Raw genomic sequence first — 16,584 nt, 5'->3', positions numbered from 1 at the left:
GAAGCAGCGGCTCTCAAGCTTCTCAAGCGTCCATCTTACGAATCATTCCCTTAATATGTTCACTTTGTGCCAAAGTGAGCTGTGCCTTTTCAGCCGCTGTGCGCGAACCAAAGGGGCCGACAATCACTCTGAACCAAGTGCCTTGAGGTTGTGAGACAGGAACAACACTGATATCAAAACCCTTTAAAGTCAGCGCGGCTTTCATGTGTTCGGCATCTTGCCTTTTTTTAAATGAGGCAATTTGAATTTGATAAGAGTCTTTGCTGGCACTTGCAGAGGCAACCGGTTTACTTTCCACCACAGCTACCGCTCCAGGCTGTTTAGAAGGAACTCCTACCTGTTTAATGGGTGTTATGGGAGCATTACCGATTGCTGGGGCTGATTGTGTTACAGGTTTGGGTTGTGCAGGTACAACTGCTCTCGGTGCTGGGTTCGGAGTACTTCCGTCCTTGGCTAAGAGAGTATAAAACTCAAATTTTGGTTTGGGCACTTGGGGCTCTTTAGCGGCTACTTTAACCGCCGGCTTTTCATTGGTATGAGCCAATATATTTGTTCTTACCCAGCTGCTTAAGCTGGTAAAATCAAAGACGGTTGCAGCGAGATAACCGCTTAGAAAAGAAGCAAGCATCCAAAATAATTGTTTTGGAGCACTGCTTTTTTGTCTTACTGGCCTTCTTCTTCCGTAATCCCTTGCCATCACATACTCTCAGGAGTCGATACTCCAATTAGTTGTAAACCGTTTCTCAGTACTTGACGTACGGCTTTTAATAAACATAACCGGGCTGATCTTAGCATCTCTTGCTCGCACAGCAATTGTACTGCATTGTAATAACTGTGCAAGCCAGTCGCTAATTCACGTAAATAATAAGCAAGTTGATGAGGCTCGCACGCTTTGGCCGAAGCTTCAATAACTTCTGGGTAGCGGCTAATTAACGAAATTAAAGCCACCTCATGGGGCTCAACCAATAAATCAAGGCTCTCAAGACCTTTTGCTTCATCCCAACTTAAACCCCGCTCATGCAATTGGCGTAAAACTGAGCTTATACGCGCATGGGCATATTGAATGTAGTAAACAGGGTTATCATTCGATTCTGATTTCGCTAAATCCAAATCAAAATCCATGTGTTGTTCGGGTTTACGCAGAATATAGAAGAAGCGAGCAGCATCATTCCCTACTTCTTCACGCAGTTCACGAAGGGTGACAAAGGAACCGCTACGGGTTGACATTTGTACTCGTTCTCCACCGCGATAAAGGATGGCAAATTGCACCAAGACCACATCTAGCGCATTATCATCGTGGCCTAATGCTCTGACTGCTGCTCTTACTCGAGTGACATATCCATGATGATCAGCGCCAAAAATATCCACAACACGTGCAAAACCACGATCGTATTTATTCCAATGATAAGCCACATCCGAAGCAAAATAAGTCGTATGACCGTTTGCTCGCATCAGCACGCGATCTTTTTCATCACCAAAATCAGTAGCACGAAACCACAATGCGCCTTCTTTCTCATAAGTATGCCCCGCCTCTTTCAGTGCTTTGATACCCTTCTCTATCGCGCCTCCATCTAATAAGGATTGCTCAGAAAACCAATAATCATAATGCACACCGAATTCCGCTAAATCTTCTTTAATATCATCCAAGACAGAGTCCAAGGCATGCCGATGAAATAGCTTAAAGCCCTGTTCACTAATCAATTCTCTTGCGCGTGCGATCATCGCATCGATGTAAAGTTCTTTATCGCCACCATCCGGTTCGTCAAGAGGTAGTCCTTTTTGAATAATATCCCAAGAATGCACGTATTCGCGCTCATATTGCTCCAAAATTTGTTGAGCAATGTCTAAGACATAATCACCACGATAACCGTTCGCCGGGAAAGTGATTTCCTCACCCGCTAAACTTAAGTAGCGAAGCCAAACACTGACGGCGAGGATATTCATTTGTCGACCGGCGTCATTCACATAATATTCACTGGTGACATTGAAACCCGCAGCAGCCAAGACATTTGCCAATGTCGCCCCAAAAGCAGCCCCGCGGCCATGCCCCACATGTAAAGGGCCCGTTGGGTTCGCAGAGACATACTCTAAAATCATTTTCTGCCCTTGACCTAAATTGCTACGGCCAAAGTGTTCACCGCGCTGAAGTACTTCAGCAATCACTTGCGAGCGGGTTTCATCACGCATGAAAAAATTAATAAAGCCGGGACCCGCTATTTCAACTTGCTCGACCGCTTGATTTGCGGGTAAATGTTTTACGATTAATTCAGCCAGTTGTCTTGGCGCTTGACGACAGGGTTTAGCTAACATTAAGGCCAAGTTTGTAGCGAAATCACCATGGCTTTTATCTTTAGCCCGTTCTACCTTAATATCAGTATCAAGATCATGTGGTACAACAGAAGACTTCTTGAGAACTTCGAGAGCCTGTGCGAGTAATTGTTCGACAGTTTGTTTCATAGCGGCGTTTTTAATTCGTCAAAAAGCAGCTATTATGCGCTTTTTTGATGCCAGTTGCAAAGCAAGGCGCATACCGTATGGGCAAATTTGAAGTAATAAGTCACCTAACTATCGCTTCGTGATGAGCCCAGATTAAATTTGATTCTGAAATCCTAATCAAACAGTAAACTGTATTAGATGGCAACAATACGTCATGCGCATGTTCACACAAGAAGCGATTTTTTGACAAATAAAAACCATAAAGTATAAAATATGCTCTTTTTATGAGAGCAGGATATCCTAAAGATGCCCACACAACACCCTACCCGAAACACTAGAGTTCAGCTCGAATCACTCATTCAAAAAGAGAATACTCTTGCTGCCTGTCAATCCAGCACTGGACTCTCTGAAGTGAAGTCAGCTGAAGCCTCGCCAAGCAATCCTGTGGCAGTTCATGACTGGCCGAACGCATTGCTGATTTTATTCCTACCGCCGATGTACTCCCCAGTATCGATGAAGAAACCGGTGAGAAAAGCACAAGTGAAATCACCCCGCTTGCCAATTTTGTCTCAGTAAACCGCTTTTTTTACCATTTAACCCAACCCCGGCATTTAGCCAGCAAACTGTTATTGTTCACTGCGCAAGGCAAAGAAGCGGAGGTGGTAAATTTCTTTGCGATGTCCCCCCACTTAATTCGCAGCTTAACTGCCAAAAACGATGTTGAAGATTATTCAGGAAGGTGCTTTAAAAACATCTCTGCTTTCCAGTATGCATTATGGGCAAGGGATTGGCATCTATGGGAGAGGATGTTGAAAGCCTTAGATGAGGCTTATGCTCGCGCATTGACGACTGAAGAATGGGAGGCACTTCCAGAACACCAACGAAACCAAGTGATGACGCTGACTAAAGTCGAGGTAGCGGACATACGAACCCGTTTAAAGCAACAATATGATGAGGTAGTGGGTAAAGGGCTTGATTATACGATTACCAGAATGGGTGAAAACGGTGAACCCATGGTTGTGCACGTTAAAGGGGAAACCCACTTTGACTTAATAGGCCCTGAGTTTTGTTTGATGCCACAAGAAGCTAACTTTGTCCCTGAAAAAGGCAAAATTTATATCAAGATTGGACAAGATTCTCTGCATTACACGCTGGTTAGTTTATCGGGCGAAGCAGTGAGCGATAGCATTCCTTTAGAGCAGCTAGCACCACTTACGCAATTAAACACTGCTGAAGACATAAAACCTTTTATTACTCCTCTCTTAAAAATTACTTCGATGCGCGGACATACCCATCCCCAAGCACTGATTAGTAGTTTGAACACCTATTGTGAACAATACAACAACTGGAATTGGTCTCAGAGAGAAAATCACTGGTGTCATCAGGTGGGTATGGCTCAGCGTGAGGTGCCTGCCCATATTGCCCAGGAATACTGCCGTACCGATTTGGCATTAACGAAAAAACGCTCATTTACTGAACTTGAATTTCCCAGGACGCTAGAATTTTATAGTTGGGTAACGGATAGTAAAGACACATGGTTCCCTCTACACAAGGAGAAAGAACTCGGCAATGATTTTGGCATATTTAATTACAATAATGCTCCGGGCGATCGACGGGTTAAGCGCATAGGAGGCTGGGGTAGCGCCAAGAAATGGGGAGATCCGCAGATATTACAAGAAAATTTGGCGGGCTTGTTAACGCTATGTAAAGTAAGATTTAAACAACTTATAGAGCTAGGTGAACGCTTGTTAAAACAGGCGCAACAAGAAATGGATTTGGAAGTAGAGAAGGATAATTCCATATCCTATTCATAGCTTGGTATTCTGAGGCATCCCTGCTCCCTTAGTGTTATCCGAGAGATGCGTTCTGGATAGGTAAAGATTCAATGGAAGTGATAAGCTTTGTGAGCAGAAGATTTCAATATTGTTACAGAAACAAAACAACTGTTCGGCCAAGACTCAACCTACGCCCGTTTTTTTATCCCTCTATTGCATCACTAAAAGACTAGCCCGGAAGACGCTCAGTGAAAAAATCAAGAAAAGCCCTTATTTTGGGTAATTCAAAATCATAAGCACGATAGAACATAAAAATTTCATAATAACGAAAGCGATATTGAGGTAATACCTGCATCAAATCCCCTTTATCCAACCATTCTTTTACTAAACTATCCCCGGTTAAAAATAAACCGATGCCGGCTAAACAAGCTTTATTAAGAGCATCAAAATCATTCATATAAATAATAGGCTTTGCACAACGTAAGCGCCCACCGTCTGCTAAAGGTAAAAAATGGGCGGGTTTGCGTAAGCTATGAGAAATAATTTTAAACTGAGGTAAATCCTCGGCAGTCAGTGGCTTGCCATAACGGCTAACGAAGTCTTTGGATGCGCAGAGAATATTATTGCAACTGAACATTTTTCGATACTTCAATGATTCCGTGGCTGGCGGAATGACAGGAAAACCAACCATAATGTCAATGTCTGGACGGGAAAGCGCTTCATCTTGTTCTGAAAAAATGAGCTCCAAATGAAGCAGTGGGTATTTCGCGATAAAATCCTGCAAATGCTCAAGCACCCATTCTTTTGAAGTGATCGTTGATACCAGAACTTTTAATTCACCTTGTGGCTGCTCCTTATTCGACTCAATCAATTGACTGACAGCAGTTATTTGTTCCTCCACTAATTTGCATCGCTCATAAAATAACTGGCCAAATTCCGTTAAACGCACTGTTCGAGTCGTTCTTAAAAACAACTGCTCTCCTATGATTTCTTCAAGATGCTTAACTTGTTTGCTGACAGCCGTGGGACTTAAATGCAATAGATTTGCAGCGAGAGAAAAACTCTCCAATTCAGCTACTTTTAAAAAACAATGAATTTGGCGCAAGTTATACATTATTCTCAAACCACTATTATGAACTAATAGTTCATAATGAATGAATTTTAAGTCAATTTACACGTTTTTCTCCTAAATAATATAATTTAAGTAAGAAAACAGGAGATAAGTAATGACTATCAAAACAATAAATTATTCGTTTCATCACATAGGAATTCCCACTGAAATACCGCAACCCGGAGAGCGCTATAGTTCGACTTTTAAAATGTATACGAGCGGTGGCGAAAACAGTGAGTTTAGAGTGCAATATCACCGCTTTGAAGCCGATTGCCCATTGCATCCTTTGATTAAAACCAAAACGCATGTTGCCTTTAAAGTAGACAATATCGCTGCGGCCATTGCCGGAAAGGAAGTCATTTTAGGACCTTATGAACCCTTTCCTGGTTTCAAAGTGGCTATGATCGCTGAATGTGGCACGCCTATTGAACTGATAGAGACTGAATTAAGTGAAGAAGAAATTTGGTACGCTGAACATAAAAATTCAGTGATCTATCCTGAAACCGAGTAGTACCTGTTGACATAAGGCTTTGATTTTTTTAAATCAAGGCCTTTTTTTGACATTTCTTATCAGGTATCTTTATTATTCCTTCAAGCATTAAGTTCCCCTCTAAACACCATGACAAAACAATTCGTCGGGCGGCCTAAAACAGAACTGGATACCCCTTGCCTCGTTATTGATCGCGACAAGCTTCTCTTTAATTTACAACAAATGCAGCAGCATGGAATCAAACACAAGATTAACATAAGACCGCACTGTAAAACTCATAAATGCAGTGAATTAGCTAAATTGCAGCTTGAGCATGGGGCAATTGGCCTTAGTGTGGCAAAAGTTTCAGAAGCTGAAGCGCTTATTGACAAAGGATTAAGAGGGATTTTAATCACCTCTCCAGTGGTAAGCCAATACAAGATTGCTCGCTTGCTTCGTTGTCTAAAAAAGGCACCTGATACGCTTGTGGTTTTAGACAATCCGCAAAACTTAAGCGATCTCAATAATGCAGGCGCTTCAATTCAGCAAAAAATCAACGTACTAGTCGATGTGGATGCTGGGATTGGTAGGACCGGCGTTAAACCGCATCTTGCTTTGGATTTAGGTCGCCACATTGCTCGCGCGCCGTGGCTCAGCCTCAAAGGTATCCAATGTTATGCAGGCAATTTACAGCATATTTTTTCCTATGAGGAGCGTAAGGAACGATCATTACAGATCATGCAACTTGCCAGCGAGATTGTTAAAGATTTTCGCAATGACCATCTCTCTTGTGAAATTCTTACTGGCTCCGGAACGGGTACTTATGACATTGATGTTGCTGCAACAGAACTCACTGAAATTCAACCCGGTTCTTATACAGTGATGGATGTCGAATACGCCTCCATTGGCTCAAAAACCCACCCATCACGCTTCAATCATTTTCATCACGCAATGACGTTACTGACCACAGTAATATCCAGCAATCACAGTGAACATGTCACTGTTGATGCAGGAACTAAAGCCATTTATATCGATCTGCATCTCAAACCTCAAATTATTAGCCATCCTAACCTCATCTATGATTGGGGCGGTTTCGGCGACGAACATGGAAAAATAATGACTGTGGACAATGGGCAATTACCGACCAATAAAGAGGTCCTCGAGCTCATTGTGCCACATTGTGATCCTACGATTAACTTGCACGATAAATTTTACCTTGTAAGCAAGGGTATCGTTGTGGATGTTTGGGACATCGACTTAAGAGGCGCATGCCAATAAAAAGTACCAGAAAAAATTCAAGCCTCTAAAGCGCGAGGCTTGGATTCTTAAATTGCCCTTCTAATCCACCGCGAGTCCAATCGTTCTCGAACCTCTGTCTTCCTGTTATGGTTGCGATTAAAGCGAAGTGTAGCGGTTATTATTGAAATTTTAATACTCTCTTAAGGTTAATAAAATATACTTCGATGTTGGGAGGTAATATGCACGTAAATAATGAGTTTTCTGTTTCAACCTCAGAGCATGTAAAAACATTTTGTAAGCCTTTTTTAAAAGAATACCAACTGACAACCTTTAATTATGCGCGAATTTATCCCGATAAAAGTCTTTTAGCATTGCATAGTGAACCCTTATTCGCACAGCTTTATTTAGAATTAAACTCGCCACCGATGGCTCCTATTCCCACTCCCTATTGGCAATATCAATCCTTCTTTTATTTAACAAAAATTTGTAATGAAAAAAATTACAATACGCTTTTAAAGCAATCCATATTAATTTTAAATAGCGATAATCCTCTCTATTTAGTTAATCAAACTTTAGAGTACGTTGAAGTAGCTGTATTTTGTTCTGCCCCAGGTGATAATCCTGTTATTAATCGTTACTTAAATCATATGAAAGACTTGATGTTTTTTGTAACTGATTTTTCTGAAAAAATGGATCCCTTATTTAAAGATAATGAGGAAAACCACTTGATTTTACCTCCCCATTTGGCCCCTATTGTTCCCGTTACATCTGAACAGGACGGCCGACTTTTTCATTTTGACGAATTTTTCAGACAACTTAAGTTAAGAAAAATATTTCCCATGGCTCTATTAAATCGTTTAACGCCTCGCGAAATCCAATGTCTTTATTATTTAAGTCGTGGCCATGGTTATAAAACTATCGGCAATCAGCTGGAAATATCGCATAGAACCGTAGAAACGCATATTACTAATGCAAAAACAAAATTGAATATCACCCTAACTTCAAAGCTTTTAATGCATTTATCAAAGGTTTGGTAGCGAAATGATTACCCTAAGGCCTCTATTCGCCGCAGTTCATTATCGATCAGCGGTACTGTTTTCCTTACTATCTTCAAACACAACGTTTGCTGAAAGCGTATTATTTTAGCTGGTTATCTAGCTGCTGATTAACCTACCCCTGCGATTTGCAATTAGGGTTTAAATATTCCCTTACATAGCATCTAATTTTTACGTTGAGCCATATTACTCCGTGATTTTCCCGTATGTTTTTTTCATAGAACCCTCTGATAAGATTAAATTTTAAACAAAATGAGAGGTCACAGTGTATGTATTCAATATGAAATTAAATGACGGTTGTGCCCACCCCAATCAATTACTCAAGAAATTAATCCACAATTTTAGGTGATATTTATGCCATATACTGACACATCAAAAGATTCAATGGATGCGATTAAGCAATTAGAGGACCAATATTTAAAGGATACGCTCACTGACGAGGAGTTCACTAGCGAAGTAATCGAGTTAGTGTTGTCTGATGAAAACCTTTCTAAAACATTAAGGGAACAAGCGCAAAAATCTGGCGATACCTTAGAAAATGCGATTGTTAAGCGTTTTATTCAACCGGTGAAAACTTCGAAGGCTCTAAACAAATTACAGGAGCAATATTTTAATGACACACTCACCGACGAAGCGCTCACTAGCGAAGTAATCAAGTTAGTGTTGTCTAATGAAAATCTTTCTCAAAGATTGAGGGAAAAAGCGCAAAGTTCTGGCGATACACTAGAACACACAATTGATAAGCTATTTATTCAACCCATGAAGACTGCTAAAACTGCTTGTAAGAAAATAGAAGAAAATGGTGAAGAAGAGCTTCGAAGAGCGGAAGCGGCTCGGAAAGCCGTAGAAGAGCAAGTAAGACGTTCAAGTGCTTTCTTAGCTGCACACTATGATGCCCAAAATTCAAGCTGCACTACCTCGCCCATTAGTGGTTCAGCACCGCTCTTGCAAAGTCCCTTGATGCTAAACCAAAATCCGGCTATTTCATCATCACCCTCATCCAAAGAAATTAGACCTTCTTTTATGCTGAAAGCACTAGCCGGCATAGCCTTGTTAGGTGGCATTGCAATGACGATTGTGGGTTGTCTTTTAGTACAGCCATGGGTGATTGCTGTAGGTGCGGCAGTCACGTTCGGGGGCGCTTATGGATTGGGATTCTTTGACTCTAAACCAAAAGTAACTGTTCAAGATACTCGGGATAGAGAATTTAATTTAACCACTTCCCCGGTACATGTAACAAGTTGAATTGGGTTACTATTAAGCTACAGCTCTGATATTTAGCTTAGGGCTGTGGCTTAGTCATTCTATAGATTTATCCTTCAGATTCTATAAATAGCAAAAAAGCCAAAACTCTTGTTTACCAATCAACGGTTTTACCTTCATAAGTGTGGAGCACATCAGCATGAGCATTTGCCTTCTGCGTTTCAATCACGTTGAGCATGGAAGCGACACTGGTGGGTGCATCGATCTCCGCTTGTGGGCCTCCTAAATCCGTTTTTACCCAACCCGGATGAAGAAGCAATACCTTAACGCCTAAATCGGCCACATCGACGGCAAAAGAATGCATGACACAATTCAAAGCAGCTTTACTTGCACGATAGGCATAAGCACGGCCCCTTTGATTCTCAGAGATTGTTCCTAAGCGGGAGCTCATACAAATAATTAACTTATCTGTCCCTATTTGGAGATTAGGTAATAATGCCTCACTGATTTTCAGTGCGCTTAAACAATTGACATTCATCACATTCAAAAAATTATCTCTGGCGATGTTACCGACAGTGACCCCTTGCTCGCCGATAATCCCTGCATTATTAATGAGCCAATCGATAGGAGTATCGCCGAGCATGGTCATTAATCTGGCAATGCTTTGGTCATCGCTGACATCTAATGTAATGATGGAAAAATTCTCATTCTTTTTAGCTAATTCCTGCAATACCTCTGCTCGATGCGGTTGGCGGCAGGTAGCAATCACATTGTCACCTTGCACCGCTAGCTGCTTTGCGAACTCGAGTCCTAAACCACGGTTTGAACCGGTAATTAATATCGTCTTCACAGAGAAATCCTTTAAGCCTATTTTCTCAAAGTTTAGCACAGCTAATTGTTTATCTTGGTCTTCAATTGGTTTCGATTTGTGATCACTGCTTCGCATTGGGTTCCCCGACAAACATACGCACAACACGACCCTTGTACATTTTTTAGCGCGAGTGCTTGAGGAAGATCAGTGACTTCTGCTGGAATGGCAAAGCTATAATTGTTGATTGCTTGCACCTCATCCTGCCAAGCTTTCATTTCATTTCGATCGCCTCGAATAACGATAATTTCTGGAGGCTTTAAGAAATCGTTCAATCCTAATAACAGGGTACAGTGTTCGCCAGGATAGCGCATTAAAAAGGGCCATGCCGCTTTCAGTGTTTTTTCCGCTGCATTTAAATAGCGTGTCTCACCCAATAAATGCCCTAACACAAGGAGTACGCGAACAAAAACCCCATTACCCGCAGGAGTAGCATCATCCATCATGGTTTTGGGCCGATAAAGTAGAGCTTCATGGTTTTCCGGGGTAAAAAAGAATCCACCGTTAGGCTGATCCGCAAAAGAGTCCAACACGCGATCGGCAAGGGCGATGGCAAACTGCAATTGCTCCGAATCCCAATTGAACTGAAGTGCAGTAATGAGCGCGTCCAGTAAAAAAGCATAATCATCTAAATACGCCGACAGATAAGCTTTTCCTTCTTTATAGCTCGCCAGTAAATAGCCATTTTTCCACATTTTTTGTCTAACAAAACGGAGTGATTGCTGGGCAGACGCAATAAAGCGTTCCTCGTCTAAAAGGCGCCCTGCCAATAATAACCCCTTAATCATTAAACTATTCCAAGACGTTAAAATTTTCTCATCGCGAAAAGGGGGAGTTCGCTGGTTGCGCGCCTGTAGAAGTTTTCTTTTTGCGCTAAGCAATCGAGCTGTGGCCTCCTCTAGACTAATCGCTAGTAATTTTGCAGTTTCTTCTAAAGAAGACGCCACATAAAAATGCCAATATCCCTCAAAATTAGGAGGCTTATTTAATCCAAAATGAAGCCTTACCACAGCTTGTTCCTGCGGTGTTAATAATCGTTGAATTTCTTTCTCATCCCAGCGATAAAATTTACCCTCTTCACCTTCCGAATCGGCATCAAAACTGGCAAAAAAACCTCCTTCATGATCTTGTAACTGCTCCAAAACCCATTCCGATGTTTCACGAACAATTTCCTTAAAAAAAAGATCATCATATTGCTTACTCGCTAGCGCGTAAAGCGATAGCAATTGGCCATTATCGTAAAGCATTTTTTCGAAATGTGGGATTCGCCATTTTTGGTCCACTGAATAGCGATAAAACCCGCCAGCCAACTGATCATAAATCCCGCCCTGAGCCATGTGCATTAAGGTAGAAAACGCCATGGGTGACTTATGGCGTAACAAGTACTCCAATTTACTGGCTTGAGGAAATTTAGGCGCACCTCCAAATCCGCCATATTCCTCATCGAAATTCTCTCGCAAATAATCAAAACCAATCGCCAGCGGTTTTTCATTTAAATGAACATCCGAACTGGTCGATTGTTGCTGTTGCAAAATACGCCTTAATTCTTGGTTTTGCTGCTTGATTTCATTGGGTTTATCCTGATAAAGATCCGCAATAAGCTGTAAAATTCGTTTAAAAGACGGTAATTGATGATGTTCTTTTAGTGGAAAATAAGTACCGCTAAAAAAGGGAGTTAGATCAGGCGTCAGAAAAACAGTCAATGGCCAACCCCCACTTTGTTGGCTCAAAAAATAATGCGCAGTTTGATAGATTTTGTCTAAATCAGGGCGTTCTTCCTTATCCACTTTAATGTTAACGAACAGCTTATTCATTAGTTCTGCTGTTTCCCTATCTTCAAACGATTCATGCGCCATGACATGACACCAATGACAAGCAGCATAGCCAATGGAAAGAAGAATAGGTTTCTTTTCTTTTTGGGCTTTCTCTAAGGCCTCTTTACTCCAGGGGTACCAATTTACGGGATTATGGGCATGTTGCTGTAAATAGGGGCTGGGTTCGTTAATCAAATGATTTGGTTTTTGCATCAATTATTCCCTATCGCTTCGTAAGCTTTTTTAATTTGTCCGTCTTGGGATAAAAGAATTGCCAACGGTCTAGTCGACTCAAAATGCGCAAAAACAATCATCATCATAACGGTGATCGGAACGGAGAGAAACATCCCCAAAATACCCCAGATTGCTCCCCATAATGCTAAAGAAAATAAAATCACCAGCGCGCTTAAATTTAAGGATTTTCCTAAGAACCGCGGCTCCACCAAATTACCCACTACAAATTGAATGGCTACAATCCCAGAAGTGACAATAATAAATGGCCACCAACTTTCAAATTGAATCAGTGCAAGCAAGGCAGGAAAGGCTGTTGCAATGATGGCACCAATATTAGGGATAAAATTAAGAAAAAAGATCAATAATCCCCAAAATTCCGCAAAATCCAAACCCACGGCTCTCATGATGATCCAACTGGATGTTGCTGTAAAAAGACTCATCAGTGTTTTCAAACCCAGGTAAATTTGCGTGTCGTTAATGATGTGGCTCATAATATTATTCACGAGATCACGATGCTCTTTATGAGGAAAAAGGGCGTTAAGTTTTTCCTTGAAAAAATGCTGCTCTACAAATAAAAAACCGACATACAGCGTAATTAACACTGCCGAACTAGTGATGGTGCTAAAAACGGCGTAAATATTCATTATCATGCTCTGCACACTTAGGCTCTTAAGCACCTGATCCACAGAGACTAATGCTTTAATATGGAAACGCTGATCAATGACATTATAAATTTTGTTTAAATGCTCTTGGTAACGCGGTGTTGCAGCAATGACTTCACTGACATTGTTAGAAATAATGTCAATCAAAATTTTAATAAGAAGAGCAACGATGGCTAAGGCCAAGAACATACTTAACCAGTAAGGTAATCGTGCACCAATGAAAGGAATACGTCGTACGCCTTCCCTAACAGTATTCAGCAAATGCCAAATAAAAATAGCGATAACAATTGGAATCAATAAATTGCGGCCAATAATTAGCAAATAACCAATAATCCATACCAAGATTAATCCGGCGGTAAAAGTAACGGTACGGTTATTCATGCCTTTGCTTCCCGTTTTAATGAAGCTTTTTCTCACTGAAATCACCTAATCGCTAAGTTTCTATCAACTCTAACTTATTTTCCTGCTATTATCAGTTTTTTTCTCTTAAATTTAAGAATCGTGCTTCAACAATCGTGTGAAACACTACCGGGTGTCGGTCCTACCCTCAGTGATAAACTGAGCAAATGCGGAATAAATTCGATAGCCGATCTCTTGTTTCATCTGCCCTACCGTTATCAAGACAGGACGCGGATTACACCGATTTGTGATTTACGCCCTAATGATTGGTGTGTTATTGCAGGTAGGGTATGTAAAACCGAAATTAAATACGGTAAGCGCATGATGCTTTACTGTTATGTGGAGGATAAAACAGGCGTTTTGAAATTGCGTTTTTTTCATTTTAACAAGCAACAAATCAAAGCCCTCAATGAAAGCAGCCGAATTAGCGCTTTTGGCGAAGTGCGTGAATTTGCAAACGCGTTGGAAATGATCCATCCCGAATATCAGTTATTTGCGGATGAAGAAAATTACACGGTAGCAGAGACACTAACCCCTATTTATCCGACCACGCAAGGCTTAACTCAAACTCGATTACGCCAATTAGTCAAATTGGCTTTAGCCAATTATCAAGCTCAGCTACACGACTTAGAATGGATGACTCCAGAACGCTTAGAAAAACATCATTTTTACCCATTAGCAGCTGCTTTAGAATTGCTACATAACCCACCCCCGGATATTGCTTTACAGGCTTTGGAAGATGGCTCCCATCCTGCTTTGCAACGGCTTGTCTTTGATGAATTATTAGGCCAACGCTTAAGCATGCAATTTGCCAGACTTCATCGAAGCCATCTCAGTGCCCCGATGATTTCCCTCGATTGCAATTTACGCGAACGCTTTCTGAAGCAACTGCCTTTTCACTTAACCGCTGCACAGCAGCGGGTTGTTGATGAAATTGCTGAGGATTTAGCACAAACTAAACCCATGCTGCGCTTAGTGCAAGGTGATGTCGGTTCTGGAAAAACAGTTGTTGCCGCCCTTTCTGCTTTGCAAGCCATTGCCAATGGGTACCAAGTTGCTTTCATGGCGCCTACCGAATTACTTAGCGAGCAACATGCAGCCAATTTACAAGCTTGGTTTGCGCCACTGGGTCTTCATTGTCGACGACTCAATGGGAAAATGAAATCCAGTGAACGACGTGAAACATTGGCCCAGCTCGCGAATCAAGAATGTCAGTTACTTGTTGGCACACATGCGCTTTTTCAAGAAGACGTTTCTTTCGCAAAGCTGGGTTTAGTGATCATTGATGAACAACACCGCTTTGGGGTCGAGCAACGCTTACTCCTTCAACAAAAGGGCCAGCAAGCCGAGCTTCTCCCTCACCAATTACTCATGACAGCCACCCCTATTCCAAGGACGCTCGCCATGACTCAGTTTGCTCATTTGGATCTGTCTATCATTGATGAATTGCCACCCGGACGCACTGCAGTCACTACTGCCGTCATCAATCAAGAAAAAAGAGAGTCCATTATTGATCGTTTGCGGACTGCTATCGCCAGTGGACGACAAGCTTATTGGATATGCACTTTGATTGAAGAATCTGAAAAATTACAATGCATGGCGGCAACTGCAACGGCCACAACTTTACAAGAACAATTACCTCAGGTGCGAGTCAGTTTAGTGCATGGGCGTATGAAAGCCATGGAAAAAGAAGCGACCATGGCTGCTTTCAAACAAGGTGAAATTGATTTGCTCGTTGCCACTACGGTCATCGAGGTTGGTGTTGATGTTCCGAATGCGAGTTTGATGATTGTTGAGAATGCGGAACGTTTAGGATTATCGCAACTCCATCAATTACGCGGTCGAGTTGGACGGGGAAGCACTCAATCTCATTGTCTATTGCTTTATCAATCCCCGCTATCACAACTAGGTGCAGAGCGGTTACGTGTCATGCGCGCTACTACGGATGGTTTTGTCATCGCAGAAAAAGATTTGCAGCTTCGAGGGGCAGGAGAAATTTTAGGCACCCGACAGACAGGTTATCGTCAATTTAAAATTGCTAACTTACAACGCGATCAGAAACTCTTGCCTTTAGTGGCTTCCTTAGCAAAAGAATTAGTGCTGCAAAATCCTGAGCTGGCCCGTACCATTGCCAAACGCTGGCTCGGAGATTTTGAACAGTTTCTACAAAGCTAGACACTTCGATTTATTCTAATTTGCTTTCGAGATAAATCATTTCACTTCTCATTTCATTTGGATAAGAATCTTATTTTTTAAGATATAATCACCTGTTTTATCGCTATTAATTCAGCAGGTGTACCATGGGCAAAAAAACTTTAGGCAGTCTTTTACTCGCCAATACAATAGAGGATCCATTTGGTGCGAGTGCCATTTTCAATCCAATGTATCCGACGATTCAGGAAGTAGAGGAATTAGCGGAGTCCCTATTAAGCCCGCTCAATGTCTCGCAAAGCGTATTTATGCAGCAATATAACTGGCATCGAGAGAGAGTCCAACTGCCTCAGGTTAAGGAAGAGGGCTGGTGCCATGGTTTAACTTTGACCTGGTTAAAGTATGCAGCTAGAAATCAACAAAAGGAGTTTTTTAATCTTTACAATGAGGTTGTTAGAGGGCTCGAAACAACCGCGATGAATAGCGAAAAAATAGAAGAATTTTATACTGAAATAGATAAGGCCCAACACCCATGGGAATATTATCCAAACACCAACCAAGAAAGCATTGATGTCATTCTAGGTGTGCCTACAATAATAACCTGGTTTGATCCAGACGGAGAGGGCTTTACTGCACGCAAGTGGCAAAATATTCTTACCAAGGTTATGGCAGAATACGAGATGATCCGTATCAGTGCTTATAATAAAGAAAAAAGTCATACTATCGGTATGTTTAGGGATAAAGAGGGAACTTATCTTTTCAATTGCAATGGCAAATCTAAAATCGTTACTTTATTTAAACAATTTAGTTCTCTTCAGGCCATTAACTGGATCAAAAGTAATCTATACACTCAATTAGGCCTCCAAATCGACCAATCGACGCCTATGAAATTAACCATTACAGGCGTTAAATCCTCCTTGTTTTTGGAAAATGATAGACAACCCCTCTCTACCTCACCGACACTTCTTCCCAGAACGACACAAGGAACCGAAAATGCGTTACCTCCAAATAACCGGAAACGTAAGCGAGACTTAACTGAGGGTAACCCGGCATCAATGCCAACTGCTCATTCTCCTTTGAGAGATCTTTCACTTTTTAATCCAAGACCTAGTAAAAAGCCATATTCTAACGATGTGCCTACAACTAAGTGCTCCATTTAATAATTAAA

The 16,584-nt window shown here is 41.5% G+C and carries 14 protein-coding genes; 8 read left to right on the top strand and 6 right to left on the bottom strand.

All coding sequences use genetic code 11. The features are described 5' to 3' along the window. Positions 1-22: 22 nt before the first annotated feature. Both B5D33_RS02620 and argS read right to left on the bottom strand, forming a co-directional pair. A complete protein-coding gene (locus tag B5D33_RS02620) occupies positions 23-697 on the bottom strand; it encodes an SPOR domain-containing protein (RefSeq protein WP_058453246.1) in 675 nt (224 codons plus the stop codon). Further along, positions 697-2,457, bottom strand: a complete 1,761-nt coding sequence (gene argS / locus B5D33_RS02615; RefSeq protein WP_058453245.1) for an arginine--tRNA ligase — start codon at positions 2,455-2,457, stop codon at positions 697-699. Before argS ends, B5D33_RS02620 begins: the two co-directional genes overlap by 1 nt. A gap of 285 nt (positions 2,458-2,742) precedes the next feature. Between argS and B5D33_RS02610 the strand changes: the two genes are divergently transcribed. Both B5D33_RS02610 and B5D33_RS02605 read left to right on the top strand, forming a co-directional pair. Then, on the top strand, positions 2,743-3,012 hold the full coding sequence (locus B5D33_RS02610; RefSeq protein WP_078767313.1) for a hypothetical protein: 270 nt from the start codon (positions 2,743-2,745) through the stop codon (positions 3,010-3,012). A gap of 53 nt (positions 3,013-3,065) precedes the next feature. Further along, a complete protein-coding gene (locus B5D33_RS02605) occupies positions 3,066-4,250 on the top strand; it encodes a hypothetical protein (RefSeq protein ID WP_078767312.1) in 1,185 nt (394 codons plus the stop codon). Positions 4,251-4,440: 190 nt separating this feature from the next. Here the strand turns inward: B5D33_RS02605 and B5D33_RS02600 are convergent, their stop codons facing one another. Continuing rightward, positions 4,441-5,325: a LysR family transcriptional regulator gene (locus B5D33_RS02600; RefSeq protein WP_058452771.1), complete on the bottom strand. Its 885-nt coding sequence runs from the start codon at positions 5,323-5,325 to the stop codon at positions 4,441-4,443. Positions 5,326-5,437: 112 nt separating this feature from the next. On the opposite strand from B5D33_RS02600, the gene B5D33_RS02595 reads away from it, so the two are divergent. The 4 genes from B5D33_RS02595 to B5D33_RS02580 all read left to right on the top strand — a co-directional run bounded on the left by B5D33_RS02595 (position 5,438) and on the right by B5D33_RS02580 (position 9,330). Beyond that, positions 5,438-5,833: a VOC family protein gene (locus tag B5D33_RS02595; RefSeq protein WP_058452770.1), complete on the top strand. Its 396-nt coding sequence runs from the start codon at positions 5,438-5,440 to the stop codon at positions 5,831-5,833. Between the two features lie 108 nt (positions 5,834-5,941). After that, positions 5,942-7,069 (top strand): DSD1 family PLP-dependent enzyme, encoded by a 1,128-nt coding sequence (locus B5D33_RS02590; protein WP_058452769.1) that lies wholly within the window; start codon positions 5,942-5,944, stop codon positions 7,067-7,069. A 200-nt stretch (positions 7,070-7,269) separates the two neighbouring features. After that, the gene (locus tag B5D33_RS02585; protein WP_058452768.1) at positions 7,270-8,067 is read left to right on the top strand and encodes a helix-turn-helix transcriptional regulator; all 798 of its coding nucleotides are present in this window, start codon (positions 7,270-7,272) and stop codon (positions 8,065-8,067) included. 372 nt (positions 8,068-8,439) lie between these two features. Next, positions 8,440-9,330, top strand: coding sequence for a hypothetical protein (locus B5D33_RS02580; RefSeq protein ID WP_058452767.1), 891 nt, complete (start codon positions 8,440-8,442; stop codon positions 9,328-9,330). 112 nt (positions 9,331-9,442) lie between these two features. Here the strand turns inward: B5D33_RS02580 and B5D33_RS02575 are convergent, their stop codons facing one another. Genes B5D33_RS02575 through B5D33_RS02565 form a run of 3 tightly spaced genes read right to left on the bottom strand, consistent with a single transcriptional unit; the run spans position 9,443 to position 13,247 of the window. Beyond that, the gene (locus B5D33_RS02575; protein ID WP_065240022.1) at positions 9,443-10,138 is read right to left on the bottom strand and encodes an SDR family oxidoreductase; all 696 of its coding nucleotides are present in this window, start codon (positions 10,136-10,138) and stop codon (positions 9,443-9,445) included. Between the two features lie 41 nt (positions 10,139-10,179). Then, a complete protein-coding gene (locus B5D33_RS02570; protein WP_058452765.1) occupies positions 10,180-12,183 on the bottom strand; it encodes a thioredoxin domain-containing protein in 2,004 nt (667 codons plus the stop codon). Next, positions 12,183-13,247: an AI-2E family transporter gene (locus B5D33_RS02565; RefSeq protein WP_058452790.1), complete on the bottom strand. Its 1,065-nt coding sequence runs from the start codon at positions 13,245-13,247 to the stop codon at positions 12,183-12,185. Before B5D33_RS02565 ends, B5D33_RS02570 begins: the two co-directional genes overlap by 1 nt. 120 nt (positions 13,248-13,367) lie before the next feature. Between B5D33_RS02565 and recG the strand changes: the two genes are divergently transcribed. Further along, on the top strand, positions 13,368-15,440 hold the full coding sequence (gene recG, locus B5D33_RS02560; protein ID WP_058452764.1) for an ATP-dependent DNA helicase RecG: 2,073 nt from the start codon (positions 13,368-13,370) through the stop codon (positions 15,438-15,440). Positions 15,441-15,565: 125 nt separating this feature from the next. After that, positions 15,566-16,576 (top strand): hypothetical protein, encoded by a 1,011-nt coding sequence (locus B5D33_RS02555; RefSeq protein WP_058452763.1) that lies wholly within the window; start codon positions 15,566-15,568, stop codon positions 16,574-16,576. Positions 16,577-16,584: the final 8 nt, after the last annotated feature.

Origin of the sequence: Legionella maceachernii (genome assembly GCF_900167045.1) — a bacterium.
In the GTDB taxonomy this organism is placed as follows: domain Bacteria; phylum Pseudomonadota; class Gammaproteobacteria; order Legionellales; family Legionellaceae; genus Tatlockia; species Tatlockia maceachernii.
Note: the sequence above shows the minus strand (reverse complement) of the source record. Positions and strands in the feature narration are given on the sequence as shown.

Excerpts from the sequence above, each read along its gene's own strand:
- B5D33_RS02595 (WP_058452770.1), top strand. The coding sequence starts at position 5,438 with ATGACTATCAAAACAATAAATTATTCGTTTCATCACATAGGAATTCCC.
- B5D33_RS02555 (WP_058452763.1), top strand. The coding sequence starts at position 15,566 with ATGGGCAAAAAAACTTTAGGCAGTCTTTTACTCGCCAATACAATAGAG.
- B5D33_RS02585 (WP_058452768.1), top strand. The coding sequence starts at position 7,270 with ATGCACGTAAATAATGAGTTTTCTGTTTCAACCTCAGAGCATGTAAAA.
- B5D33_RS02600 (WP_058452771.1), bottom strand. The coding sequence starts at position 5,325 with ATGTATAACTTGCGCCAAATTCATTGTTTTTTAAAAGTAGCTGAATTG.
- B5D33_RS02570 (WP_058452765.1), bottom strand. The coding sequence starts at position 12,183 with ATGCAAAAACCAAATCATTTGATTAACGAACCCAGCCCCTATTTACAG.
- B5D33_RS02590 (WP_058452769.1), top strand. The coding sequence starts at position 5,942 with ATGACAAAACAATTCGTCGGGCGGCCTAAAACAGAACTGGATACCCCT.
- B5D33_RS02620 (WP_058453246.1), bottom strand. The coding sequence starts at position 697 with ATGGCAAGGGATTACGGAAGAAGAAGGCCAGTAAGACAAAAAAGCAGT.
- B5D33_RS02610 (WP_078767313.1), top strand. The coding sequence starts at position 2,743 with ATGCCCACACAACACCCTACCCGAAACACTAGAGTTCAGCTCGAATCA.
- B5D33_RS02580 (WP_058452767.1), top strand. The coding sequence starts at position 8,440 with ATGCCATATACTGACACATCAAAAGATTCAATGGATGCGATTAAGCAA.
- argS (WP_058453245.1), bottom strand. The coding sequence starts at position 2,457 with ATGAAACAAACTGTCGAACAATTACTCGCACAGGCTCTCGAAGTTCTC.
- B5D33_RS02565 (WP_058452790.1), bottom strand. The coding sequence starts at position 13,247 with ATGAATAACCGTACCGTTACTTTTACCGCCGGATTAATCTTGGTATGG.